The organism is Stenotrophomonas sp. Y6 (assembly GCF_022436665.1).
Classification (GTDB): Bacteria; Pseudomonadota; Gammaproteobacteria; order Xanthomonadales; family Xanthomonadaceae; genus Stenotrophomonas; species Stenotrophomonas acidaminiphila_A.
Genome location: NZ_JAKUKB010000006.1, coordinates 77,453 through 102,280, shown reverse-complemented (window position 1 = coordinate 102,280; position 24,828 = coordinate 77,453). Strand labels below are relative to the sequence as shown.

At 70.0% G+C, this 24,828-nt stretch carries 24 protein-coding genes and 1 tRNA gene; 12 read left to right on the top strand and 13 right to left on the bottom strand.

Annotated features, from left to right (window positions below):
- The first annotated feature begins 16 nt into the window (after positions 1-16).
- Both MKP15_RS08795 and MKP15_RS08790 read left to right on the top strand, forming a co-directional pair.
- Positions 17-92 (top strand) — tRNA-Thr (locus MKP15_RS08795).
- A 626-nt stretch (positions 93-718) separates the two neighbouring features.
- The gene (locus tag MKP15_RS08790) at positions 719-1,291 is read left to right on the top strand and encodes a cytochrome b (RefSeq protein ID WP_240212454.1); all 573 of its coding nucleotides are present in this window, start codon (positions 719-721) and stop codon (positions 1,289-1,291) included.
- A gap of 239 nt (positions 1,292-1,530) precedes the next feature.
- Here MKP15_RS08790 and MKP15_RS08785 read toward each other — a convergent pair whose 3' ends face one another.
- The 11 genes from MKP15_RS08785 to hemN all read right to left on the bottom strand — a co-directional run bounded on the left by MKP15_RS08785 (position 1,531) and on the right by hemN (position 13,943).
- Entirely contained in the window at positions 1,531-2,127 is a 597-nt protein-coding gene (locus MKP15_RS08785) for an SCO family protein (protein WP_240212453.1), read from the bottom strand.
- Entirely contained in the window at positions 2,124-2,891 is a 768-nt protein-coding gene (locus tag MKP15_RS08780) for a formylglycine-generating enzyme family protein (RefSeq protein WP_240212452.1), read from the bottom strand. The genes MKP15_RS08785 and MKP15_RS08780 overlap by 4 nt, the downstream gene beginning before the upstream one ends.
- Positions 2,892-2,905: 14 nt before the next feature.
- Positions 2,906-3,979, bottom strand: a complete 1,074-nt coding sequence (gene nirK, locus MKP15_RS08775; protein WP_161614847.1) for a copper-containing nitrite reductase — start codon at positions 3,977-3,979, stop codon at positions 2,906-2,908.
- A 186-nt stretch (positions 3,980-4,165) separates the two neighbouring features.
- Positions 4,166-5,392 carry a hypothetical protein gene (locus MKP15_RS08770; protein WP_240212451.1) on the bottom strand — a complete coding sequence of 409 codons (1,227 nt, stop codon included), beginning with the start codon at positions 5,390-5,392 and terminating at the stop codon, positions 4,166-4,168.
- The gene (locus MKP15_RS08765) at positions 5,389-5,640 is read right to left on the bottom strand and encodes a DUF2249 domain-containing protein (RefSeq protein WP_240212450.1); all 252 of its coding nucleotides are present in this window, start codon (positions 5,638-5,640) and stop codon (positions 5,389-5,391) included. Before MKP15_RS08765 ends, MKP15_RS08770 begins: the two co-directional genes overlap by 4 nt.
- A gap of 5 nt (positions 5,641-5,645) precedes the next feature.
- Positions 5,646-6,056 carry a SirB2 family protein gene (locus tag MKP15_RS08760; RefSeq protein ID WP_313230080.1) on the bottom strand — a complete coding sequence of 137 codons (411 nt, stop codon included), beginning with the start codon at positions 6,054-6,056 and terminating at the stop codon, positions 5,646-5,648.
- The gene (locus tag MKP15_RS08755; RefSeq protein ID WP_240212449.1) at positions 6,053-7,282 is read right to left on the bottom strand and encodes an NnrS family protein; all 1,230 of its coding nucleotides are present in this window, start codon (positions 7,280-7,282) and stop codon (positions 6,053-6,055) included. Before MKP15_RS08755 ends, MKP15_RS08760 begins: the two co-directional genes overlap by 4 nt.
- A 45-nt stretch (positions 7,283-7,327) precedes the next feature.
- Positions 7,328-7,486, bottom strand: coding sequence for a hypothetical protein (locus MKP15_RS08750; protein WP_240212448.1), 159 nt, complete (start codon positions 7,484-7,486; stop codon positions 7,328-7,330).
- Between the two features lie 861 nt (positions 7,487-8,347).
- Positions 8,348-10,621 carry a nitric-oxide reductase large subunit gene (locus MKP15_RS08745; protein ID WP_240212447.1) on the bottom strand — a complete coding sequence of 758 codons (2,274 nt, stop codon included), beginning with the start codon at positions 10,619-10,621 and terminating at the stop codon, positions 8,348-8,350.
- Between the two features lie 1,149 nt (positions 10,622-11,770).
- Positions 11,771-12,526, bottom strand: a complete 756-nt coding sequence (locus MKP15_RS08740; RefSeq protein ID WP_104939804.1) for a helix-turn-helix domain-containing protein — start codon at positions 12,524-12,526, stop codon at positions 11,771-11,773.
- Between the two features lie 19 nt (positions 12,527-12,545).
- Entirely contained in the window at positions 12,546-13,943 is a 1,398-nt protein-coding gene (gene hemN / locus MKP15_RS08735; protein WP_240212446.1) for an oxygen-independent coproporphyrinogen III oxidase, read from the bottom strand.
- Positions 13,944-14,149: 206 nt separating this feature from the next.
- On the opposite strand from hemN, the gene rocF reads away from it, so the two are divergent.
- The 4 genes from rocF (at position 14,150) to MKP15_RS08715 (ending at position 15,962) form a co-directional block, all read left to right on the top strand.
- Positions 14,150-15,070 carry an arginase gene (rocF, locus tag MKP15_RS08730; protein WP_104939802.1) on the top strand — a complete coding sequence of 307 codons (921 nt, stop codon included), beginning with the start codon at positions 14,150-14,152 and terminating at the stop codon, positions 15,068-15,070.
- Positions 15,071-15,197: 127 nt separating this feature from the next.
- On the top strand, positions 15,198-15,350 hold the full coding sequence (locus MKP15_RS08725; RefSeq protein WP_054667986.1) for an entericidin A/B family lipoprotein: 153 nt from the start codon (positions 15,198-15,200) through the stop codon (positions 15,348-15,350).
- Positions 15,351-15,405: 55 nt separating this feature from the next.
- Positions 15,406-15,540, top strand: a complete 135-nt coding sequence (locus MKP15_RS08720) for an entericidin A/B family lipoprotein (protein WP_054667984.1) — start codon at positions 15,406-15,408, stop codon at positions 15,538-15,540.
- A 200-nt stretch (positions 15,541-15,740) separates the two neighbouring features.
- The gene (locus MKP15_RS08715) at positions 15,741-15,962 is read left to right on the top strand and encodes a CsbD family protein (protein ID WP_054667983.1); all 222 of its coding nucleotides are present in this window, start codon (positions 15,741-15,743) and stop codon (positions 15,960-15,962) included.
- 70 nt (positions 15,963-16,032) lie between these two features.
- Here the strand turns inward: MKP15_RS08715 and MKP15_RS08710 are convergent, their stop codons facing one another.
- Positions 16,033-16,824: a hypothetical protein gene (locus MKP15_RS08710; RefSeq protein ID WP_240212445.1), complete on the bottom strand. Its 792-nt coding sequence runs from the start codon at positions 16,822-16,824 to the stop codon at positions 16,033-16,035.
- Positions 16,825-16,933: 109 nt separating this feature from the next.
- Here MKP15_RS08710 and MKP15_RS08705 point away from each other — a divergent pair, with 109 nt between their 5' ends.
- From MKP15_RS08705 to rarD, 6 genes are all read left to right on the top strand, one after another.
- Positions 16,934-18,226, top strand: a complete 1,293-nt coding sequence (locus tag MKP15_RS08705; RefSeq protein ID WP_240212444.1) for a tryptophan--tRNA ligase — start codon at positions 16,934-16,936, stop codon at positions 18,224-18,226.
- Between the two features lie 78 nt (positions 18,227-18,304).
- Positions 18,305-18,604, top strand: coding sequence for a hypothetical protein (locus MKP15_RS08700; RefSeq protein ID WP_161615355.1), 300 nt, complete (start codon positions 18,305-18,307; stop codon positions 18,602-18,604).
- Between the two features lie 118 nt (positions 18,605-18,722).
- Positions 18,723-19,655: an MBL fold metallo-hydrolase gene (locus MKP15_RS08695; protein ID WP_240212443.1), complete on the top strand. Its 933-nt coding sequence runs from the start codon at positions 18,723-18,725 to the stop codon at positions 19,653-19,655.
- 114 nt (positions 19,656-19,769) lie between these two features.
- Positions 19,770-21,422: a M28 family metallopeptidase gene (locus MKP15_RS08690; RefSeq protein ID WP_240212553.1), complete on the top strand. Its 1,653-nt coding sequence runs from the start codon at positions 19,770-19,772 to the stop codon at positions 21,420-21,422.
- Positions 21,423-21,723: 301 nt separating this feature from the next.
- Positions 21,724-22,623, top strand: a complete 900-nt coding sequence (gene yedA / locus MKP15_RS08685) for a drug/metabolite exporter YedA (protein WP_240212442.1) — start codon at positions 21,724-21,726, stop codon at positions 22,621-22,623.
- On the top strand, positions 22,620-23,531 hold the full coding sequence (rarD, locus tag MKP15_RS08680; RefSeq protein ID WP_104939796.1) for an EamA family transporter RarD: 912 nt from the start codon (positions 22,620-22,622) through the stop codon (positions 23,529-23,531). The genes yedA and rarD overlap by 4 nt, the downstream gene beginning before the upstream one ends.
- On the opposite strand, the gene MKP15_RS08675 is transcribed toward rarD, so the two are convergent.
- Complete coding sequence (locus MKP15_RS08675; protein ID WP_240212441.1) at positions 23,505-24,707, bottom strand: alpha/beta fold hydrolase; 1,203 nt, start codon at positions 24,705-24,707, stop codon at positions 23,505-23,507. The two genes, rarD and MKP15_RS08675, sit on opposite strands and share 27 nt — an antisense overlap.
- Positions 24,708-24,828 lie beyond the last annotated feature (121 nt).

The following is a 24,828-nucleotide window of genomic DNA, read 5'->3' as shown; positions in this document are numbered from 1 at the left end:
CGCCGCGTGGACCCTTGCCGCTTTAGCTCAGTCGGTAGAGCAACTGTCTTGTAAACAGTAGGTCATCCGTTCGATTCGGATAAGCGGCACCAATGCCCGGTTTCAAGGGCGTCCAGGCAATCGCCGAAACCACGTCGCGGCTGAAGTGCCGGTGTCCGCGCATACGGCCAGCGGGCGCACCCATGTTCGACGCTTGGCGGGCGATGCGTTTGCCCGCGGCGAACCGCGCGTCCGCATCTCCGGTGACTTCCGCACGGCCATCACACCATTCTCCTCAGGGCGCAGGGTCGGCTCACCACCGCCACCGCTCGGCGGCATCGTCTGCTCGTGCGACGGAACCATCGCCCGTGCGCACGGGCAATGGCATGGGATCTGTAGCGGTCCGAAGCCCCGGGCTGGCACGACGCGTCACTGCGCGCGCGACCACATGAGTGGATGCACGGCCCACTGGCCGGCACTGCGTACGACGTCTTCCAGCGGCGCGAACGCGATGGGCGTATCGTGTCCGTGTACCTGGTGGGCCGCGCGGGGTGCGCGCCCATCGCGGGGGCGACGGCGGGAGGGTCGGACGGCCCCAACCGCGGTGTCCGGCGGGGATGGCCGGCATCGTGACGCATAACCCACCGGAACAACCGTCGGTGGCGCCGGTCTGGCGCGCGCGCGGCGTCCCGGGTCGAAGGCCTTGGCAGAACCGCAACAGACACAGGAGCCGGAATCCATGAAACACGACACCTACAACCGCTGGTCGATCGGGCTGCATTGGCTGATGCTGCTGCTGTTCGTGCTGGCGTATGCCTCCATCGAACTGCGCGGAATGTTCGAGAGGGGCACCGCGGCCCGCGACCTGATGAAGAGCCTGCATTTCTCGATCGGCCTGTCGATCCTCGCGCTGGTGTGGGTGCGGCTGCTCACGCGGTTGCTGACCACCACGCCCCCGATCGTCCCGGCACCGCCGGCCTGGCAACGGTGGGCGGCCAGCTCGGTCCACGTGCTGCTCTACGTGTTCATGATCGCGCAGCCGCTGCTGGGCTGGCTGGTGCTGAGCGCCGCCGGCAAGCCGGTGCCGTTCTTCGGCCTGGTCCTGCCGCCGCTGGTGGCCGCGGACGCCACGCTGGCCGACACGCTTGAGGAGCTGCACGAGACCATCGGCACGTTCGGCTACTGGCTGATCGGCATCCATGCGTTGGCCGCGCTGGCGCACCACTACGTGCAGAAGGACAACACCCTGCGGCGCATGCTGCCTGGCGGTGGCCGCCAGGCCGATGCCGCGTCGGAGGCACCGCCCGCCTGAGGCCATGGCCTGGTGGAGCGGTGGCTGCATGGTGCCGCTCCACGCATCGTTGCCGGCCATGGCCACGTCGGCGCCCGTGCGGCGCCGGGCGTGCCGCTTTCCGTGCCGCCGATGCGCGGCCAGCGGATCCCGCTCCGCATGTGTACCCGGGATGCGCCGGTACCTGCCCCGGCCGGATCGATGCGTCTGCCCGCTACGCCGCTACCGGGCGCTACGACGCCGTGACGGAAGCGCGGGTGTCAGCGGCCGTCGAGCACGGCGCCGATGGCGGCGACCAGCTCCGGATCCGCGGCCACGCCCTGCACTTCGCTGCGCGCGCGCACGCGGCCTTCCGCGTCGAGCAGCACCAGCACGCTGGTGTGGTTGATGCTGCCGTCGTCGCGGAAGCGGTAGCGCACATCCAGCAGGTTGGCGAGCGCGCGCACATCGCCCTCGGCCGGTTGCAGGAAGCGCCAGTCGTCGGGCGCGCGGTGGCGCTGCGCGATCCCGGCCAGCGCGGCGGGCGTGTCGCGCACCGGATCCAGGGTGAGCATGTCCACGTCCAGGCGCGTGCGCTGGTCCGCCGGCAGCTGCTTGTGCACGGCCTTGGCGCTCTCGATGATGAGCGGGCACATCAGGTGGCAGTTGCCGTAGAACATGGACACCAGCTGCGGGCGGCCGCGCAGCGATGCCCAGGGGACGGCCTTGCCGTGCTGGTCGGTGAGCGTGACCTGCAGGTGGTACAACGACTGCCCGGGCAGGCTGGCCGCCGGCGCGACCGGCGCGTCGGCGGCATTGAGCGCGGGCGACACGCCCAGCGCCAGGCCGAGCAGCACGAATGCGATGGGTCTGTTCATGGCTGGCTCCTTGCGCAGCGGAAACCGAGATTGCCCAGGGTGGCCCCGGGTTGAAGCGCGGACAGCAGGACGAAGCGCTTGACCACGCCGTAGTCGCCCGGGTCGTTGAAGGCCATGGCGCTGGCGCCGCAGTAGCGCAGGGCGTCGCCGTCGGCCTGGCCGCGGCGGTCGCCGCCGGCCAGCAGCGAGGCGAAATCCTCGCTCCACTCCCAGTGCGCGCCGTGCAGGGCGTGGATGCCGTGCACGTTGGCTGGTGCGCCGGCGGCGGCATCGGGCGCATGCGGCGTGCCGTCGTTGACCTGGCGCAGGCGCCAGCGGCGGTCATCGCGCGCATCAGCGCGGGTGGCATCGGCGGCGGCCGCGTACTCCCACTCGAGGAACGTCGGCAGGCGCGCCTGGTCGGCACGGCAATAGGCGTCGGCCGCGTACCAGTTCACATGGGTGACCGGTGCCCGCGGATCGAGCGCATCGCCGGGTGCATCCGGCCGCGCCCAGTGGCCGAGGTAGCCGGGGCTGGAGAACACCGTTGGAACCTGGTCGCGCCGCCACTGCGGGTTGCGCGCCAGGAATGCGGCGAACTGCGCGTTGCTGACCGGGCGCGCCATCATCGAGAACGCCGCCACGTCGCGCGTGGCGGAGGTCTCCTCGAACCGCACCGAGGAACGGAACGGCCCGCCGGGAACGTTGCGGTAGCCGTCATCGGCCTCCACCGCAGCGGCCGTGGCCGATGCCAGGAGCAACACCAGGAGAAGCGTCCGTTCCATGTGCGGGGCCCTGCTTACTTGTACTGGCTGCCCTGCGGCACGCCTTCGGTGTAGTCGATGTCGTGCTGCTGGCCGGTGTAGATCTCCGGGTTCTTCTCGCCCTCGACCTTGAGGATGCCCAGCGAGCCCTTGTGGAAGGTACGGAAGATGCTGTGGTCGACCAGCACGAAGTTGCCGGGCACGTCGGCCTTGAACTCGACGATCGCCGAACCACCGGCCGGGACCAGTGTGGTCTGCACGTTCTCCTGGTACTTCGAGCCGCCCTCGGTGTAGACCTTGTCGAAGATCTCGCCGATGACGTGGAAGCTCGACACCAGGTTCGGGCCGCCGTTGCCGACGAAGATGCGGATCTTCTCGCCGGCCTTGGCGGTCAGCGCCTTGTCGCCCTGCAGCGAATCGACCGAGCCGTTGAACACCACGTAGGTCGGGTGTTCGTCGATGGCCTTCTCCAGGCTGAAGGCCTGCAGGCCGGGGTCGCCGTGCGCGCCCTCGGTGTAGAAGTCGCCCTGCACCACGTAGAACTCCTTGTCCACCGGCTCCAGCCCTTCCTCCGGCTCGACCAGGATCAGGCCATACATGCCGTTGGCGATGTGCATGCCCACCGGCGCCATCGCGCAGTGGTAGATGTACAGGCCCGGGTTGAGCGTCTTGAACGTGAACTGGGTTTCCTTGCCCGGCAGCGTGAACGTGGCCTCGGCGCCGCCGCCCTGGCCGGTGACCGCATGCAGGTCGATGTTGTGCGAGAAGTGCGAGCTGTGGTGGTTCTTCAGCTTGAACTCCACCGTGTCGCCCTTGCGCACGCGGATGAAGCTGCCCGGCACGGTGCCGCCGAAGGTCCAGAAGTTGTAGCTCACGCCATCGGCCATGCGCATCTCCTTCTCGACCATTTCCAGGTCGACGACGACATGGGCCGGCGTCTTGCGGGTGATCGGTGGCGGCGCGAACGGCGGTGCGGTCAGCACGGCCTGGATCGTTTCCAGCGGCGCTTCGGCGACGTCTTTCCTGGCGGCGAAGGCATTGCCGGCGAAGGCGGCGGCGATGGCGCCGGCGAGTGCACAGGCGACGAACGGGTGGTGCAGGCGCTTCATGATGTTACCCCTTGAATGGCCTCTGGCCGATGGGTTCATGTTCCCGGCGCGGACTGCCCGCCAGCGTTGATCCGGATCAATCCGGACACGCCGGAATGCCTTGATTGCAGTGCAATTGCGCATGGCTTGACCCATGTCAAAAGCCCATGCGGGGGCACGTCCGCGCAGCACCGTGGAACGCCGCGCTCAGGAGCGCCAGGTCGATGCCGCGCGCCAGCAACGCCATAGCGCCCACGCGGCGCCCAGCCAGGCCAGCAACAGCAATGCGCCGGCCAGGCGCGCCAGTCCCGGCAGCACGCAGGCCAGGGTCAGCGACAGCGACGAGGCCGCATGCAGCCACCACACCCGTCGCTTGTGCCGTTCGTCGAACAGGCTGCCAACGCCGGGTACGCGGGTGCCACGTGGCATGCGCCGGCGCAGCGCGATCCAGGCGAGGAAGCCGGTGATTTCCATGGCCATGCCCAACACCAGGGCGGGAAAGCCCACCGCGATCACCAGCGTACCGGCCAGCAGCTCGCGGCCCGGCAGCCACAGCGCCAGTGCGCCGCCGCCAAGCGCAACGCTGCCCAGTGCCCAGAAGCGCCGCAGCATGGTGCCGCGGCGATGCGGCGCGCGCCGTTGCAGCGCGATCACCGTGGCGGCGAAAAGCAGCAACGGCAACGTCGCCAGGGTGCGCGACCCAGCCGCCGGCAGCGTGGCGCCGAGGCCATCGGCCGCCGCGGCCAGCATCACCCCGGCAAGCAGGACCAGCCAGCCCCACCGCCATGGCGGCGCGATGCAACGCACGCCCTGCAGCATCGGCATGGCCATGCTGCCTACCGCGGCCAGCAGCCCCAGTACCCAGCCCAGCAGGCCGAACCCGGCGTGCGCGGCGGTCAGCGGCCGGGCCGGCGCCAGCCATCCCAGTCGCATCGACAGCAATGCGGCGCCCAGGGCGAGTGCCGCCAGCAGCGATGCCGCGGCCAGGCCAATGCCGGTTCGTACGGTGCGCGCGCCGCTGCCGCGTGCCACCGCGACCAGTACCGCGCCTGCGGCCAGTGCCAGCGTGCCCAGCAGCAGGGGCACCGCGAGCACGCCGCATGCGGCCGAATGCGCGGCCATCGCCGGCAGCAGCAACATCACGCCCAGGTTGAACGTGGCGTGCAGCGGTGCGACGCCGCGCGCCAGCGGCAGCGGGCTGCCTGCGGCCACCGGCAGGAACTGCACCAGGCTGCCGAGCATCGCGTTGCCCAGCAGCCCCAGGGTGAACACATGCACCAGCGCGAGGGTGGCCGGCGCATGCAGGGACAGCAGCAGGTTGTCGCCCGCGACCAGCAGCCACGCACCGGCCGCCGCGCCCCAGAGCAGGGACGTGGCAAGAAAGCGCAGCGGATGCGAGGGCGGTGGCGCCTGGGCGAACGCCAGGCCGCTCATGGTGACGGCGGGATATCCAGGAGGTGTCGCTCGGCGGCGTGGCAGACCACCAGGCGTGCGCCGTCGGCGAGGCCGTGCACGTCCCAGGCGAAGCCCATGTGTTCCAGCATCGGCAGCAGCGGCGCCGGATACAGTGGGGTCAACGCCAGCAGCCGTTGTCCCGCCGGCAGCGTGTGCAGGCAGGCGAGGATCTGCTCCATCGGCTGCGGGGCCGGCAGGCCGCGCAGGTCCAGGCAGGTCGTCGCCACCGCGCTCAACCGCCCAGCCACAGCAGCCAGCCCAGCGGATGATGCGTCCGCGCGATGCCGTAGACCTGCAGGAAGCACAGCGCCGCGGCTGCCACCAGGACCACGCGCGCGCGCGCCTCGCGTCCGCGCCGGAATGCGGCCATGCCCAGCCCCACATAGGCCACCAGGAAGGCGAGCTTGGCCCACAGCCAGCCGTTGGCGAACAGCGCTGCCGGCAGCAGGGTCAGCAGCATCATCGCCGCGGTCAGCAGCACGGTATCGATGCTGTAGCTCAGGTAGCGCACCGCGGCCAGCCGCGGCCAGCGCATGCCCGCCATCAGCGCCAACGCACGCAGCGCGAACAGCGTGCCGCTGGTCATCGCCGCGCTGATGTGGACAAGCTTGATGTCCGGGTAGAACGCCAGCATCGCGCTCATCCGGGGCGCCCGTCCGCGCGCGGCGCCAGGTAGATCCGGCCGATGCGGGTGACCCATGGCGCCAGCGCCAGCAGCCAGCCCAACGCGGCCGCGGCCTGCCACGCCAGCGCGTCGGGCGCGATGTCGGCGACGATGCGCATCACCGCCACCGCCTGCAGCAACCCGAACGCGAACCACGCCACCTTCGGCATCACCAGCGGCCTCCCGGAGTGGCCTTGTGTCACCCGCGTCACCATCGCCACCAGCAGGCTGCCGAAGAAGCCGATGAACAGCGCGTGCATTGGCGCGCGGCCGAGGATGAAATCACCGCTGGCCAGGTACGTCACGCTCTGCACCAGGTACAGCGCGAAGGTCACCGGCAGCCATGCGCTGCCGACGAACAGCACCGCCAACAGGCCGGGCATGCGCCGCCGCGGCCACCAGCGCCATACTGCCCAGCCGGTCAACAGCAGCAGCGGCAAGTCGGCCAGCCACAGCCAGGCATAGCCGTGCACCAGTTCCAGTCCAAGGTGCACCAGCAGCAGCACCCAGACCGCGCCCAGCCACGGCAGCGGCCGCCACGGCTGGTAGCCCGGCACGATGTTGCTGGCGAAGAACGGGAACATGCGGTGCGCCACGGTCACGTACACCGGCAGCAGCAGGCCGATTCCGCCGATCTTGATGCTGGCGAAGGCCCAGGCGGGCGAGGCGCCGAGCACGAAGGCGATGAACATCGCCAACCCCAGCCAGCCCAGCAGCAGCCCGGCGAAGCATGAGCGCGCGTGCCAGGTATGGCCCTTCTCGTCGGCCAGCAGGCGGCCCAGGGTGAACAGCGCCGAGGTCCAGCCGGCCAGCGCCATCCACAGGCCCACGGTCAGCCCGGCCTGCCATCCCGCCGCGCCGAGCAGGATGGCCAGCTGCCCGCCCATCAGGCCCAGGCCCACCGGCACATAGCGCCAGCGTTCCAGCTCGGGCAGGCCCATCCAGCGCGGGAACACGGTCAGCAGGAAGCCGAAGATGAAGCTGGGCAGCACCAGGTACTGCATCACGAAGGCATGCAGCCAGCCGGCGGGGATCGCCAGCGCCGGCATCGTCCAGCCGCCCCAGCGCGCCGCTGCCAGCCACAGCGCCCACCACAGCATCGCCAGCAGCACATTGCCGGCGCCGACAAAGAACATCAGCCGGTGCGGGGCGTGGGCGAGCCACGCGGGCGAGAGGCGGGGCGGCGGCGTGGCTTCGGTTTTCATGGGGTGCAGCTTGCTACCGGGCGGTGGGCGGTGCCTTGACGTGGGTCAGGTCTGGGGCTGGTCGCGGGCCGGCGGCTGACGGCTCTTGCCCTTGCCCTTGCGGTTGCTGTCGCTGTTGATCTTGCCGTTGCCCTTGGCATTTGACGTCCCCCGGCCGTAGAGCGAGCCGAGCACCGCAGCGGGACGAGGGGCGAAGAGGCGCACGTGTCTGAGCGAAGCGAGTTGTGCGCCGTCCCCTCGGCACGCGAGGAGCGCAGGGGACCGGCGGGCGCAGCCCGACGGATCGCGTCCCGGCCCGTGCTTTCTCTTGGTTACTTCTCTTTGCACGAGCAAAGAGAAGTAACTCGCTCTTGCGAAGCAGGAGTGAAAGCTCTGCTTCAAGCACCTGCTTTCATGCTTTGCCTTTGGATTTCCCGGCTATCGGCCGGGCACGGTTCTCTTGGTCGACGCTCTGGCCGGCCTTGGGGAGCCCAAGCAATGGCGGAAGCGGAATCAGGGGCTTTCGCTCCCCTTCGGGGCGCGAGCCACCTTCTTTGCTCGTGCAAAGAAACGTGGCCCAAAGAGGCGCTTTTCAACAGCCGGATGGCTGGTCAACACGCCCCTGCCTCAGCGCTTTCCGTACCAGCGGCACTCCGAGTCCACTCTACCGCCGGGATTTTTCGACGAGACCCAGCTGCGATGCAGCTGGGGCCGGGGCAGTCGCCTCACGGCGCCAGCCCGCTCATCGGGGCGAAGCAGTGCTTCACCTGTTTCCGGTTCGCCCCTGTCTCGTCGAAAAACGACGTGCTCGCCCGCTTCGCAGCCGAGTCCGGGGCAGGCGCCGTGCGGCGCCCGCCCGTCCGGCGGGGCGAAGCAGTGCTTCGCCTATTTCCGCCGAACCCATGCACGTCGCCCCTGCGGTGTCTTGTCCGTCGGCTCCGTCGCTGCGGAAGGGACCCGGAAGTCAAATGCAAAGGAAAAAACAAAATCACGGCAACGCCAACAACAACAGGCGTCCGGCTGAAGTGCCCAAAGAAGAAGAGCCGCTTGCGCGGCCCTTCCCGTTGCATCGTGCGATGTATCCGATCAGGCCTGATCGGCCTCGCCCACCGGCAGCGCTGCCTTCTTCGGCGCCACCCACAGGCGGAACACGAACCACGCCAGCGCCAGCGCGCCGACGCTGAACAACGTGTCGGCCGGCACCCGCATCCACACCAGCATGTCCACGATCGGCTGCTGCATGAACTCGGCCGAGCGCGCATACCAGTAGCCGTGCTTGAGCGCGGCGCTGAGCTGCAGGATGCCCAGCGGCAGCAGGGTGAACGCGGCCATGCCGGCCAGGCCCAGGTTCAGCGCCCAGAAGCTGGCCTTGAGCAGCTTTTCGTTCCACACCACGTCCGGCTTGAGCCCGCGCAGGCAGAACAGCATCAGGCCGATGCCGAGCATGCCGTACACGCCGAACAGCGCGGTGTGGCCGTGGGTCGGGGTCAGGTTCAGGCCCTGCATGTAGTACAGCGACAGCGGCGGGTTGATCAGGAAACCGAACAGGCCGGCGCCGACCAGGTTCCAGAACGAGACCGCGATGAAGAACAGGATCGGCCACTTGTACTTCGCCATCCACGGCGTGGCCTTGCCCATGCGGTAGTTGTGGTACGCCTCGAAGCCCACGTAGGCCAGCGGCACCACTTCCAGCGCGCTGAAGCTGGCGCCCAGCGCGATGACCGCGGTCGGGGTGCCGGTGAAGTACAGGTGGTGCAGGGTGCCGAGCACGCCGCCGGCCATGAACACGATGGTGGCGAACAGCACGGCCACGGTGGCCGACTTCACCTGCAGCATGCCCAGGCGGGTGAACAGGAAGGCGATGACCGCCACCGCGAACACTTCGAAGAAGCCTTCCACCCACAGGTGCACCACCCACCAGCGCCAGTACTCGACCATCGACAGGTGGGTATGCTCGCCCCACATCAGGCCGGCGGCGTAGAACAGGCCGATGGCGACCACCGACAGGAACAGCAGGCTGACGATCGACTTGGACTCGCCGCCGTTCCTGATCGCCGGCCACAGCGCCCGGCCCACCAGGGTCAGCCACAGCACCAGGCCGATGAACAGGAACCACTGCCAGAAGCGGCCCAGGTCCACGTATTCCCAGCCCTGGTGGCCGAACCAGAAGTTACGCTCCAGCCCCAGCTTCTGCATCACCGCGAACCACTGCCCGGCGAACGCGCCGACCACGATCACGATCAGGCAGATCCAGAGGAAGTTGACTCCCAGCCGCTGGAACTTAGGCTCATGGCCGGAGATCGCCGGCGCGATATACAGGCCCATGCCCAGCCAGGCGGTGGCGATCCACAGCACCGCCAGCTGCGTGTGCCAGGTGCGGGTGAGCGAGTACGGCAGCACGTCGGCGATGGCGAAACCGTAGGCCTGTTGGCCTTCCACCTGGTAATGCGCGGTGATGGCACCGAGCAGGATCTGGGTGAGGAACAGTGCGATCACCACCCAGAAGTACTTGGCGGTGGCGCGCATCGACGGGGTCACCTTGATCGCGGCCAGCGGATCGGTCTTCGGCAGCACCGGGGCCATTTCGTCGCCGTGGTTGACCGCGTAATGCCAGCCGAGCAGGGCGACGCCGGCGATCAGGAACAGCACGCTGAACACCGTCCAGATGAAGGTGCTCGGCGGCGCGGTGTTGCCGACCAGGCTGTCGGCCGGCCAGTTGGCCGTGTAGGTGATGTCCGAGCCGGGGCGCTCGGTCACCGAGGCCCAGGCTGCCCACCAGTAGAACGCGGTGAGCTGGCGGCGGTGCCCGGCGTCGGGCACGGTGTCGTTGCGCATGGCGTAGGCCTCGCGCAGTCCGGCAGTGGCCGGGTCGGCCGAGAACAGGCTCTGGTAATGCGCGGCGACCGTGGCGATCGCCGCGGCGCGGTCGTTGTCGACGATGATCGTGCCGTCCACGGCGTCGTAGGTATTGGGCCGCAGCAGGGTCTGCACGCGCTTGGCGTAGGCGGCCTGGGTGGCCGCGTCGAGCTGCTTGTAGCTCTCCGCGCCGGCCTCGCGCCGGGCCCACAGGTCCATTACCGCTTCGGCTTCACGATGCAGCCAGTCCGCGCCCCAGTCCGGCGCGACGTAGCCGCCATGGCCCCAGATCGAGCCCAGCTGCTGGCCGCCGATCGACTGCCAGACCTGGCGGCCGGTCTCGATGTCGTTGCGGGTGAAGATGACCTGGCCGTCCTCGGTCACGACCTTCTCGGGCAAGGGCGGGGCCTGGCGATGGACCTCGCTGCCGACCCATAGCAGGACGGCGAACGAGGCGATGAGCAGGGCCGCCAGCCCCACCCATAGCTTGCGTGTCGAATTCATGATGCGGCTCTCCTGAGGATACCGGCGCATCATCGGCGTGGCCGCCAAGGGGCTCCATGACGCAGGTCAAGCATGCCGGTGATTGCGGTCCGGACACCCTGGCGAGAGCTTCATGCCGTTGCCGTTGCAGTTGCAGTTGCAGTTGCAGTTGCCGTGATCTTGCTCTGCTCTTGGCTTTTGACTTTTCACGGCCGTAGAGCGAGCCGAGCACCGCAGCGGGGCAGGGGGCGAAGAGGCGCACGTGTCTGAGCGAAGCGAGTTGTGCGCCGTCCCCCTGATCCGCGAGGAGCACAGGGAACCGGCGGGTGCAGCCCGACGGATCGCGTCCCGGCCCGTGTTTCTCTTGGTTACTTCTCTTTGCACGAGCAAAGAGAAGTAACTCGCGCCCCGAAGGGGAGCGAAAGCTCTTGATTCTGCCCTTGCTGTTGCTTCAGCTTTCCAGAACTACACGACAACAGCCAAGACGCAGAGCCAAAGCGGGAGCCTGAAAGCAGAGCTTTCACTCCTTCTTCGCAGGAGCGAGCCACCTTGACCTGCCATTCGGCTGTTGAAGAGCTCTTCTTTGCTCGTGCAAAGAAACGTGGCCCAAAGAGGCGCTTTTCAACAGCCGGATGGCTGGTCAACACGCCCTGCCTACGCGCCCGACGCGCTACGCGCGCCGGGTCCACTCCGCCAGCGGGATTTTTCGACGAGACCCAGCTGCGATGCAGCTGGGGCCGGGGCAGTCGCCTCACGGCGCCAGCCCGCTCACCGGGGCGAAGCAGTGCTTCGCCTGTTTCCGGTTCGCCCCTGTCTCGTCGAAAAACGACGTGCTCGCCCGCTTCGCAGCCGAGTCCGGGGCAGGCGCCGTGCGGCGCCCGCCCGTCCGGCGGGGCGAAGCAGTGCTTCGCCTGTTTCCGCCGAACCCATGCTCGCCGCCCCTGCGGGGTCTTGTCCGTCGGCTCCGTCGCTGCGGAAGGGGATCCGGAAGTCAGAAGCCAAGGCAGAAGCCAAGGCAGAGGCAAACGCAGAGGCAAAGGCAGAGGCAAAGACAAAGGCAAAGGCAAAGGCAAAGGCAGAATCAACGGCAACGGCTGCAATGACAGGAGCCCGCACGGGGCGGGCTCCAGGGGGCTTCGGGATGCGCGGAAAGCGTAACGCCAGGCAGGCTCAGTCGCGCAGGACCGCCAGCGCCATCGCCTCCAGCCGCGGCAGGTCGAGGATCTCCACGTCGCGCTGCTTGATGTGCAGCAGCCCGTCCTGCTCGAACCGGCGCAGCACCCGGCTTACCGTTTCCGGCGCCTGGCGCAGGTAGTTGGCGATATCGGTGCGGGCCATCGTCAGCTGGAACCGGCGCGGCGAGAAGCCGCGCGCGGCCAGGCGTCGCGACAGGCCGATCAGGAATGCCGCCATGCGCTCATCGGCGCTGTTGTCGCGCGCGAACAGCGAGGCCACGCCGATGTCGCGGCTCATCAGTTTGAACAGGTGTTGCTGCAGGTTGGGCAGGCGCGTGGCCAGCAGCGCGATGCGCGGGAACGAGAAACGGCACAGCATCACCGTGTCCAGCGCCACCGCATTGCAGGGATAGCGGTCGCCGTGGATCGCGTTCAGGCCGATCACCTCGCCCGGCAGGTGGAAGCCCAGCACCTGCTCGTGGCCGTTGCGGTCGGTCTGGTAGGTCTTGACCGTGCCGGCGCGGACCGCGGCGATCGCGCCGAACGGGTCGCCCTCGCGGAATACGTGCTCGCCGGCGCGCAGCGGGCCGACATGCTCGACCAGCACGTGCAGGTCGGCCAGCGCGCCCTTGTCCATGCCCTCGGACAGGCACGCCTGCGAGAACGCGCAGGTGGAACAGAACGTCAGGGCGTCGCCGTCGTCGGCGACGATGCGCGCGTCGGTACGCGGAAAGACCAGCGGCGAACTCATTCGGGCACTCCCGTCGGGGTTACACCGTACGCGAGAAGCACGGCGTCGCTGCGGCGGCGGTGGGCAGGTGGCGGTCGAAGCACATGGCGATGATACGCAACAGTAGGCGCCCCCGCGAGGTCGCCGCCAGGCCGTTGGCGGACAGCTCCACCAGCCCGTCCTGCTGCAGCGCCTGCAGCCGCTGCAGCGCCGTTGCGAAATAATTCGGGAACTCGATCACATGCCGCCGCTCGATGTCGCCGAAGTCCAGGGTGCCGTGGCACATCAGCTGCTGGATCACATCGGCGCGGATCAGGTCGTCTTCTTCCAGGCGCAGGCCGCGCCAGACCGGCAGGTGGCCGCGGTCGATGGCCTGCTCCCAGCTGCCGAGGTCGCGCGGGTTCTGGCTGAAGCTGGGGCCGATGTGGCTGATGGCGCTGACCCCCAGGCCGATCAGGTCGCTTTCGGCATGGGTGGTGTAGCCCATGAAGTTGCGGTGCAGGCTGCCATTGCGCTGGGCCACCGCCAGGCTGTCGTCGGGCAGGGCGAAGTGGTCCATGCCGATGTAGACGTAGCCGGCCTGGCCGAGCCTGTCGATCGCGCACTGCAGCAGCGCAAGCCTGGCCTCTGGCGCGGGCAGCGCGCTGGCGTCGATGCGCTGCTGCGGGCGGAACATCGACGGCAGGTGCGCATAGCCGTAGATCGCCAGCCGCTCCGGGCGCGCCTGCAGGGTGATGTCCAGGGTGCGCGAGAAGCCTTCCAGGGTCTGCCGCGGCAAGCCGTAGATCAGGTCCACGTTGACCGAGCGCAGCCCATGCCGGCGGCAGGCGTCGATGACCGCCAGGGTCTGTTCCACGCCCTGGATGCGGTTGACCGCGCGCTGCACCTCGGGGTCGAAGTCCTGCACCCCGAGGCTGGCGCGGTTGAAGCCGGCCGCGGCCAGTTCGCCGATCTGTCCGGGGCTGATGAAGCGCGGGTCCAGTTCGATCGAGCAGTCCAGGCGCGCGGCCGGGGCGAAGGAGAAATGCCGGCGCAGCACGTCCATGGCCTCGGCGATCTGCGCCGGGGCGAGGAAGTTGGGGGTGCCGCCGCCGAAGTGGACCTGCTCGACGTCGCGGTCGCGGTCGAACAGCGTGGACATCATCGCCATCTCGCGGTACAGCCGGGTCAGGTAGGCGGCGCCGCGCGCGGTGTCGCGGGTGATGATGCGGTTGCAGCCGCAGTAGAAGCAGGGGCTGGTGCAGAACGGGATGTGCAGGTACAGCGACAGCGGGCGCGGGATCGGGTCGCCGTTGCTGGTCGCCGCCATCTCCAGCAGGTCGATTTCCTGGAACCCCGGGGTGAACTGCGGGGCGGTCGGATAGGAGGTGTAACGTGGCCCCGGTGCGTCGTAGCGCCGCAGCAGTTCGGGGTCGAACAGGGGAGACGGAGTGTCCATTGCGGCAGCCTAGGCAGGCACCGGCGGCTTGTCCTTGACGTGCGTCAACCGCGCCGCGCCGGGCCCCTGTCGCAGGCCACGGAGGGCGCCGGTTCGCCCCGGCCCGCACGGCGGGCGCGCCAGCCCCGGCGTGCAGGCTGCTGCGTTGCCGCAGGCGACGGTCACATGCGCCCGGTAAACTGCTTTCATTTGCAACCGGAGGAACCATGGCCACTCATCGTCCCGTTTCGCTGATCGGTGTGCCCACCGACGTCGGTGCCGGCCACCGCGGCGCGCGCCTGGGACCGGAGGCGCTGCGCATTGCCGGGCTGCCCGAGGCGCTGGCCGCGCGTGGCGTGGCCGTGCGCGACGTCGGCAACCTGCAGGGGCCGCGCAACCCATGGACCGAACCGGTGGGCGGGTACCGTCACCTGGACGAGGTGGTGGCGTGGAACCACGCGCTGATGGAGGCGACCCTGGTCGAACTGCGTGACGGGCGCCTGCCGATCATGCTCGGTGGCGACCACTGCCTGGGCATCGGTTCGATCACCGCGGTGGCGCGCTGGTGCCGCGAGCAGGGCAAGCAGCTGCGCGTGCTGTGGCTGGACGCGCATTCGGATTTCAACACCTCCGAAGTCACCCCATCGGGCAACATCCACGGCATGCCGGTGGCGTGCCTGTGCGGGCTCGGCCCGGAGGCGCTGACCCGGCTCGGCGGCGACGCACCGGCGATCTCGCCGCAGCAGGTGCGGCAGATCGGCATCCGCTCGGTGGACCAGGACGAGAAGCGCCTGATCAAACAGCACCAGGTGGACGTGTACGACATGCGCTACATCGACGAGAGCGGCATGAAGCGGGCGATGGAGGCCGCGCTCGAGGGCGTCGACGCCAATACCCACCTGCACGTCAGCTTCGACGTGGATTTCCTCGACCCGAGCATCGCCCCGGGCGTCGGCACCACGGTGCCCGGCGGGGTCAACTACCGCGAGGCGCAGCTGGTGATGGAGATGATCGCCGACACCGGATTGATGGGCTCGCTGGACATCGTCGAGCTCAACCCGTTGCTGGACCGCCGCAACCGTACCGCCAAGCTCGCGGTCGACCTGGTCGAGAGCCTGTTCGGGAAATCGACCCTGATGCGCGATTGACGGCGGCACGACGTCGCTGAACCCGCACCGGCGGCGTTCACGCCCGCTGCACGTGAATGCCGCCAGATTCCTCTCCACACGCGGCGTCGCCACCCGGCGGCCGCCAGTCGAGCAGAGGAGAAACCTGATGAAGCGAGTACTGATGCTGGCCCTGCTGGCAATGTTTTCGGCGGGAACGCTCAGCGCCTGCAACACCGTCGCCGGCGCCGGCAAGGACATGCAGAAGGCCGGTGAGAAGGTCGAGGACAAGGCCCACGACTGCAGCGACGGCAAGTGTTGATCCCCGCCGCGGTCCCTGCGGGCCGCGCCATCCAAGAGCCACCCAGGAGATAGACATGAAGCGCATGGTTGCCCTGATGATGCTGTCGCTGTTCTCGATCGCGGTGCTGTCCGGCTGCAATACCGTTGCCGGTGCCGGCAAGGACGTGCAGAAGGCCGGCGAGAAGGTGGAGGACGCAGCCAAGCGCTGACCCACGGCGATTGGTGTACGTGGAGAAGGCCGGCATCCTGCCGGCCTTTTTCGTTACCGGATCCGGCGCAAGCTGAAGCGCCGTTCAAGAACATCAGCGCTTGCACACAAATCGTCGATGCCCTGCCAACATTCGCGCCTGCATGCTGTCCGTGCGGCGGAGCTGCCGCCATTCCCCCGAAGAAAAGCAAGGAGACACGCATGAACAAAGACATCATTTCCGGCAAGTGGAGCCAGCTCAAGGGCAAGGCGCAGGCCAAGTGGGGCGATCTGACCGACGACGACTTCAAGGTGGCCGAGGGCAACGCCGAGTACCTCGCCGGGCGCCTGCAGGAGCGCTATGGCTGGGCCAAGGACCGCGCCGAGAAGGAAGTGCGCGACTTCCAGGACACGCTGCACCGGGATCATCCGGACTGGCGCTGAACCAGCGCGCCACCTCCCCCCGCAGCATCCGGACGGGCCGCATCACGCGGCCCGTCCGGCGTCTGTGCGATCAGCGCCAGCGCGGCGGCGGGTCGGGCACGAAGCCGCCCGGGAACGCTCGCGGCGTGGAATCCCGGCGCTGGCCCGGCACGATGCCCATCCGTGCCAGGCGCGCCCGCGTGTCGTAGCGGACCTGGGTGACCTGGATGGGCGCGTGGCTGGCGCGCTCGAAGACGGTGGCGTGGCTGGCCGATGCCTCGCGCCCGCCATGGCCGGTGCCCAGTTGCTGGCGTTCGCGGCCGGCGGCAGCGGCCGCCGATGCCGGTGCGTCCATCGCGCGCCCGGCCCGCGCGTCCTGGGCGCGCAGCGGCGCGGGCCGTGGCGCCGGCGCCGCGGCGATGGGCAGCGGCCGCGCTTCGGCGAACACCGCAATGCCGACCACACCGACATCGGCCGGTCGGCCGGTGCGGCTGGCGTAGCTGTCGCCGCGGTCGGTGAACACGAACTGCGCCACCTCCGCCGACGACTTGCGCCAGCCGGTGATTTCGCTGTCCTGCCAGGGCTCGAGCACGTAGCCGGCCTGGTCCGGCGCCGCGGTCTGGCCGCTGATGGCGTTGACCCCGTCCACCGACAGCACCACCAGCACGCGCTCGCCGCTGAGGTTGCGCAGGCGCACGGCATAGCGGTGCCCCGGGGGGCCGGCGACCCACTGCTGGCCGCGATGCAGGTACGGCGTGGCTTCATCGCCGCTGTCGCGGTCGACCAGCGATAGCGCCACCGGCATCGGCGGAGGCAGCGGTGGCGCCGGGCGAAAGCCGCACAGGGCCAGGATGGCAAGCAGGCAGGCGGGGAAGCGGTACATGGCGGGCTCCGTTGGCGGGGACGCGGCCATGAACGGACGGGTGCGGGCGGCGGGGTTGGCGCGCGGCGGTTACACTGGGCCGGTTAATCCGTCCGTCACGTCTGCGTTCATGACTACCCGCGTCCTTACCGGCATCACCCCCTCCGGCACTCCCCACCTCGGCAACTACGTCGGCGCCATCCGCCCGGCCATCGCCGCCAGCCGCGCGCCGGGGATCGAAAGCTTCTTCTTCCTGGCCGACCTGCACAGCCTGATCAAGTCGCAGGAACCCGAGCGCACCCAGCGCTCGACCCTGGAGATCGCCGCCAGCTGGCTGGCCTGCGGCCTGGACCCGGATTCGGTGTGGTTCTACCGGCAGAGCGACATCCCGGAAACCACCGAGCTGATGTGGTTCCTGACCGTGGTCGCCGGCAAGGGCATCCTCAACCGCGCCCACGCCTACAAGGCGGCCGTGGACAAGAACCGCGAGGAGCAGCTGGACGACGATGCCGGCGTCACCGCCGGGCTGTTCATGTACCCGGTGCTGATGGCCGCCGACATCCTGATCTTCAATGCCGACAAGGTGCCGGTCGGCCGCGACCAGATCCAGCACATCGAGATGGCGCGCGATTTCGCCCAGCGCTTCAACCACATCTACGGCAAGGAGTATTTCACCCTGCCGGAAGTGATCATCGACGAGCAGGTGGCGACCCTGGCGGGCCTGGACGGCCGCAAGATGAGCAAGAGCTACCACAACACCATCCCGCTGTTCGTCCCGCGCGAGGAGCTGCGGAAGCTGGTGTTCTCGATCGTCACCGATTCGCGCGCGCCCGGCGAACCCAAGGACACCGAGGGCTCGGCGCTGTTCCAGATGTACCAGGCCTTCGCCACCCCGGAACAGACCGCCGCGTTCGCGCAGGCCTTCGCCGCCGGCATCGGCTGGGGTGATGCCAAGCAGCAGCTGTTCGAGCGCATCGACGGCGAACTGTCGCCGCTGCGCGAGCGCTACAACGCGCTGATGGCCGAGCCGGAGAAGATCGAGGCGATCCTGCGCCGCCGCGGCCAGCAGCTGCGCGAGCAGTTCGCCATCCCGCTGCTGAAGGAACTGCGCCACGCGGTGGGGCTGCGCGACCTGTCCAGCGCCGGCGACGCGCCGAAGGCCGTGGCCGCGGCCAAGGCCGCGCTGCCGCTGTTCAAGCAGTACCGGGAGAAGGACGGCCGGTTCTACTTCAAGCTGCTCGACGGCGAGGGCCAGCTGCTGGTGCAGAGCGAAGGCTTCGATTCGCCGCGCGACGCCGGCCAGCTGATCGCCGTGCTCAAGCAGGCCGAGCAGGGCGATGCGCTGCAGAGCGAGCTGTTCCGCCTGGAGGCCGGCGTCGAGCCGGTGCTGGCGGCATTGCGCCAGCTGCGCGAAGCGGACTGACACGGACACGGCGCCCGCGCCGCCCACCACCCGCCATGGCGCGCGCCCGTCCGGCGCGCGCCGCACATGGAGCTGACGATGGCCTGGTTGTCGTTGTTGCTGTTCCTGCCCTGGTTCGCGGTGATGGCCGCGCTGTACTGGTGGTTCCCGCGGCATCCGCGGCACCGCGCGCGTACCGTGTACGACACCGCCATGCTGGTGCTGGCACTGCTGGTCAGCATCGGCCTGATGCATTGGGGCTACCGCATCGGCGCGGCCGAGATGGATGCCGACAGCCTGTGGCGGCAGATCCTGGCGGTGCTCTATGCCTATGGCGGCTTCCTTGCGGTGATGGTGCTGGCGCTGCTGCTGCGGCCGCGGGTGCTGCGCCACGCCTGACCTGGGGTGGCCACGGGCGCGACGACAGCCGTGGCCGCCGGCGCCCGCGCGACGAAAGCCGTATTGCGGTGCCCGCCATGCCGGTGACAGCATCGGTGTGCCTCCCGGGAGCCGACACATGCATGCCGAACACGCCATCCACGTCATCGACACCGCCTTCCAGCGCGACCACTTCGATGCCGCCTATCTGTTGGTGAACAACGGCCGCGGCGCCTTCATCGACTGCGGCACCAGCCATGCGCTGCCGCGCCTGCTGACGGCCATCGCCGACGCCGGGCTCGGCGTGGACGCCATCGACTGGGTGATTCTCACCCACGTCCATCTGGACCACGCCGGCGGCGCCGGTGCGCTGATGCGGCAGCTGCCCAACGCACGCCTGCTGGTGCACCCGCGCGGCGCGCCGCACATGATCGACCCGGCGCGGCTGGTGGCCGGCGCCACCGCGGTCTACGGCGAGGCGGAGATGGCGCGCAGCTACGGGCAGATCGTGCCGGTGGCGGCCGAGCGCGTGGTGGTGGCCGAAGACGGCCATCGCCTGTCGCTGGGCGGACGTGAACTGCTGTGCATCGACACCCCCGGCCATGCCCGCCACCACCTGTGCGTGTGGGATGCGGCCAGCCGCAGCTGGTTCACCGGCGACACGTTCGGTCTGTCCTACCGCGAACTGGACAGCGCCCGCGGCGCGTTCATCATCCCCACCACCTCGCCGGTGCAGTTCGAACCCGATGCGCTGCACGCCTCGATCGAGCGGCTGGTGGCGCGGGCTCCGCAGGCGATGTACCTGACCCACTATGGCCGCGTGCAGGACGCCGCGCGGCTGGCCGCCGACCTGCACGCGCAGATCGACGCGATGACCGCCATCGCCCGCGCCTGCGATGGCCGCGGCGACCGCCACCGCGCGCTGGTGGCGGCGCTGGGCGCGCTGTACCTGGAGCGCGCCCGCGCGCATGGCTGCCGGCTCGACGACGCCGGCGTGCTGCGCGTGCTCGAGATGGACATCGAGCTCAACGCGCAGGGGCTGGCGTGCTGGCTGGACCGCGCGAAGCCGTAGCTGCCGGGCGCGCCCGGCACGGGGCATCGTCGTTGCAGCTTCATGCGCGGCAAGCCCCGCATCTACGGGTAAAATCCCGCAATCCTCCTGTTGTCTGGTGCCGCCGTGAATCCGATGCGCATGCTGTTGCTGTCGTCCTGCCTGTTCGTCGGCGGCATCGCCAGCGCCGCCAACGACCTGCCCGGCGGCGGCATCGACCCGGCGGCGCTGTCGCGGCATGTGCGCATGCTGGCCTCGGACGAGTTCGAAGGCCGCGCCCCGGCCACCGCCGGCGAGCAGCGCACCGTCGATTACCTGGTCGAGCAGTTCCGCCTGGCCGGCGTGCAGCCGGGCGGCAAGGACGGCAGCTGGGTGCAGGAGGTGCCGCTGGTGCGCGCGCAGGTCGACGGCGCGGTCGACGCCAGCCTGCGGCTGGCGGGCAAGCGCCTGCCGCTGGCCAACGGCGAGGACGTGACCCTGCAGAGCCTCAGCCCGCTCGGCGCGGTGGATCTGAAGGACGTGCCGATGGTGTTCGTCGGCTACGGCATCGACGCGCCGGAACGGCGCTGGAACGATTACAAGGACGTCGACCTGCGCGGCAAGATCGCGGTGGTGCTGATCAACGACGCCGATTTCGAGGCCGACGCACCGGGCGCGTTCGACGGCAGGGCGGTGACCTACTACGGCCGCTGGACCTACAAGTTCGAGGAAGCCGCGCGGCGTGGCGCCGAAGGCGTGCTGATCGTGCACGAGACCGCGCCGGCGGCGTATCCGTGGGCGACGGTGAAGGCGTCCGGCACCTCGCCGCTGTTCGACATCCAGCGCAGCGAGGCCGATGCGCGCGCGCTGCACACCCCGCTGCGTGGCTGGATGCAGCGCACGCTGGCCGAGCGCATCTTCGCCGCGGCCGGGCTGGATTTCGACGCGGAGAAGCGCAGGGCGATGCGCGCCGACTTCCACCCGGTGGAACTGGGCGACGCACGCCTGTCGGCGCGCTTCAAGGTCAAGCGCGAACCGGTGGTCACCCGCAACGTGGTGGCGAAGCTGGAAGGCGCGACGCATCCGGACGAATCGGTGATCTTCTCCGCGCACTGGGATGCGTTCGGCATCGGCCAGCCCGACGCCAGCGGTGACACCGTGCGCCATGGCGCCATCGACAACGCCACCGGCGTGGCCTCGGTGCTGGAACTGGCGCGGGTGTTCGCCGCCGGCCCGCGCCCGCAGCGCACGCTGTACTTCATCGCCCTGACCGCGGAGGAAAAGGGCCTGCTGGGTGCCAGCTACTACGCCGAGCATCCGCTGGCGCCGCTGGAGACCACGGCCGCGGTCCTGAACATCGAGATGTTCAGCCCCGACGGCGAGACCGCCGACATCGCCACCTGGGGCAAGGGCCGGGTTTCGCTGGAGGCGGACGTGGACCGCGTCGCGCGGGCGCGCGGCCGCCGCTGGTCGCCGGACCCGAACCTGGAAGCGGGCTTCTTCTACCGCGCCGACCATTTCGCCTTCGCCCGCAAGGGCGTGCCGGCGATCACCGTCGGCGCCGGCCTGGACAAGCGCGACGGCGGCGTCGCCGCCGGGCGCGCGCTGCGCGATGCCTATTTCGCCCGCTGCTACCACCAGGCCTGCGACGCATGGTCGCCGCAGTGGGACCCGCGTGGCCTGGCCGCCGACACGCTGCTGGTCTACGACCTGGGCCTGGAGCTGGCCAACAGCCGGCGCTGGCCGGCGTGGGACCAGGGCGCGGAGTTCGAGGCCGCGCGCGAAGCGAGCGACACCGCCAGGCGCTGACCGCAGGCATGCCGCGGCGCGTGCCTGCGCCTGCTCCGCGGTTGCGTCCACCCGGCGGAACGTGCGCCCGGCGGGCAGGCATCGCGCATGCACGCGGGCGCCTGCGGTTGCGCCTCGCTCCACTGGCCGGCGTGCCGCCGGGTGCGGCTGCGCAGGGGCCAATGCGCAGCCCGGAAAGTAGCGGCGTGGGCGACGCATGCCGGGGGCCGGCCGCGGCGGATACAGCATGCCGTTTTTCGGGCTGATCGGCGGCGTCGTGGTGCCCTAGAATCCGCATTCCCCGGATGGCGGTACCTGCCCCATGTCTGCGCCCCCCACCACATCGGCTGCTCCACGGAGCGGCCTTGTCGTACTGGCCCTGCTCCTCGTGTACGTGGTCTGGGGTTCGACCTATCTCGGCATCCACCTGGCGCTGGAAGGCGGCATGCCGCCGCTGTCGGTGATCTCCGGCACCCGCTTCGTGATCGCCGGCGGGGTGCTGTACGCGCTGCTGCGCTGGCGCGGCGTGCCCGCGCCGACGCGCGCGCAGTGGCCGACCCTGGCGGTGATGGGCTTCAGCCTGCTGTTCCTGGGCAACGGCATGGTGGTCATGGCCGAGCGCGACGTGTCCTCCGGGCTGGCCGCGGTGGCGGTGGCCTCGGTGCCGTTGTGGATGGCGCTGTTCTCCGCCTTCCGCGGACAGAAGGTGACCGCTGGCGAATGGCTGGGCATCGCGGTCGGTTTCGCCGGCGTGCTGTGGCTCAACGCCGGCAGCAGCCTGACCGCGACCCCGGCCGGACTGGTGTTCCTGCTGGTGGCACCGCTGGGCTGGGCGGCCGGCTCGATCTGGTCGCGCGGGCGCGACCTGCCGTCGCCGTTCATGACCGCCGCCGCACAGATGCTGTGCGGTGGCGCGATTCTGGTGGTGGCCGGGCTGCTGCGCGGCGAGCGCATGGACGGGCCGCCATCGCTGCAGGGCATGCTGGCGGTGGGCTACCTGACCGTGTTCGGTTCGATCGTCGCCTTCACCGCCTACGTGTGGCTGCTGCACAACGTGCGCCCGGTGCTGGCCAGCAGCTATGCCTACGTCAACCCGGTGATCGCGGTGGCGCTGGGCGCGTGGATCGCGCACGAGCGCTTCAGTGCGGCGGACATCGGTGCGATGGCGGTCATCCTGGCCGGCGTCGTGGTCATCACCCTGGCCCGGCTGCGCCGCGCATGACGCCCGCGCACGAGCACCGCAACGGCCTGCTGGCGACCACCCTGGCGTTCGTCATCTGGGGGCTGTTCCCGCTGTACTGGCGGTTGCTGATCGAGGTGCCGTCGTTCCTGATCATCGCCCACCGGGTGATCTGGAGCGCGGTGCTGCTGGTCGGCGGCCTGGCCATCGTGCGTGGCTGGGGCTGGCTGCGCGAGGTGTGGGCCACGCCGCGGCGGTTCTGGCTGCTGGGCCTGTCGAGCCTGCTGATCGGCGCCAACTGGAGCCTGTACATCTGGGCGGTGAATGCCGGCCACGTGGTCGAGACCAGCCTGGGCTACTTCATCAACCCGCTGCTGAGCGTGGTGCTGGGCGTGGTGGTGCTGCGCGAGCGCCTGGGCCGCCTGCAATGGCTGGCGGTGGCGCTGGCGGCGCTGGGCGTGGCCTGGCTGACCTGGCAGAGCGGGCGCGCGCCGTGGATCGCCATCGGGTTGTCCATCACCTTCGGCCTGTACGGACTGCTGCGCAAACTGGTGGTGGTCGAGGCGGTGACCGGGCTGGGCGTGGAAAGCCTGTTCATGCTGGCGCCGGCGCTGGCCTTCGCGCTGTGGGCGGAGAACGGCCATGGCGGCGGCTTCATCTCCGGCTGGGGCTGGCGCAACGACGCGCTGCTGGTGCTGGCCGGCGTGGTCAGCGCGGTGCCACTGATCGCCTTCGCCTACGGCGTGCGCCGCATCCCGTTGTCGGTGGTCGGGCTGCTGCAGTACATCGGCCCGACGCTGCAGTTCCTGATAGGTGTGCTGGTCCTGCACGAACCGTTCGCGTCCTCGCAGCTGGTCGGCTTCGGGTTGATCTGGGCCGGGCTGGCGGTGTTCGCCGTCAACGGCGTGCGTGCGGCCGCGCGCTCACGAACCCGGGCGCCCGCCGCCTAGGCCCTGCCGCCCGCCAGGGGGCGGCCGCGCCGGTGCCGGCGCTCCTCGACGGCGCTCCGGCGTGAGCGCTGCCGCGTCCGCCCGGTGCGTCCACCCCGAGGCGGGCGCGGCGGGCAACGGACACGGCCCGCCGTCGTTGCCGGCGCGCGCGAACCAGTCCTCGACCACGCCGGAGAGGCGATCCAGCCGCAGCGGCAGGGTCAGGTGGTCCTCGCCCGCCAGTTCCAGGTAGCGCGCGCGTGGCGCGGCGGCGGCCAGCGCGCGGCCCTGCGCCACCGGGATGTGGGCATCGTCGCGGCCGTGCAGCAGCAGCACGCAGGCCGGCACCTGCGCCAGCGCCTGGCCCACGTCCACGCGGTCCAGGTCGAGGCCGAGCCGGCGGTCGGCGGCGGCGATGGCCTGGTCCAGCCCGCTGCCGCCGTACTGCCAGCGCGCCAGCGGCAGCGCCAGGTAGTCGCCCAGGCGCTCGGGCGGCCGCGACAGCATGTGCGGCACCATCGCGCGGATCGCCTGGCCGGCGTTGTCGAAGGACTCCATCGCCACCACGCTGCGCAGCCGCGGGCCGAGCTCGCGCGCGGCGAAGATGGCGGTGGCCGCGCCGTAGGACACGCCGAGCAGGTGCACCGGGCCGCTGATCTCGCCGCGGGCATCGAGCGCGCGCAGCGCGGCGGCCACATCCTGGCCCTCGCGCGTGCCGTAGCCGGACGGCGCCTGTCCGGAGCGGCCGTGGTTGCGCAGGTCCAGGGCGATGGTGCGGTAGCCGCCCTGCGCCAGCTGCAGCGCCCAAGGCAGCAGCGAGCCGCCGTCCATCATCCAGCCATGCAGCAGGATCACCGTGCCGCGCGGTGCGGGCGGGGCCGCGCCCGCCGCCGGCGCACTGGCCTGCATCGAGAACTCGGGGAAGCGTTCGCCCTGGCCGAGGTAGCGGTAATGCAGGCGGTAGTCGCCCGGATCGAAAGCGAGCCAGTGCAGCGCCACGCCGCCGTCGCCGGGCACCTGGCCCTGGCGGTGCGGCAGGCGCGCGAGCAGGGCATCGATGCGCGCGCTGGGCACCATCGGCGAGGTGCCGCCGGGCGCGGCCAGGCGCGCGCTGAGCGACAGCGGCGGCATCGGCGAAGACAGGGCGAAGCCGGCCAGCATCACGCAGACGCCGGCCAGCGCCAGCGAACGCAGCATGGCGGAGATCCAAAAAAAAAATGGGAGGGTCGCCACGGTAGCGGCTGCGCCGCGGCGGCTCTACCGCGCGTCGATGACAAATGCATGACCGTTGTGTGGTGTTTGGTTTCGCGCCGCGCCG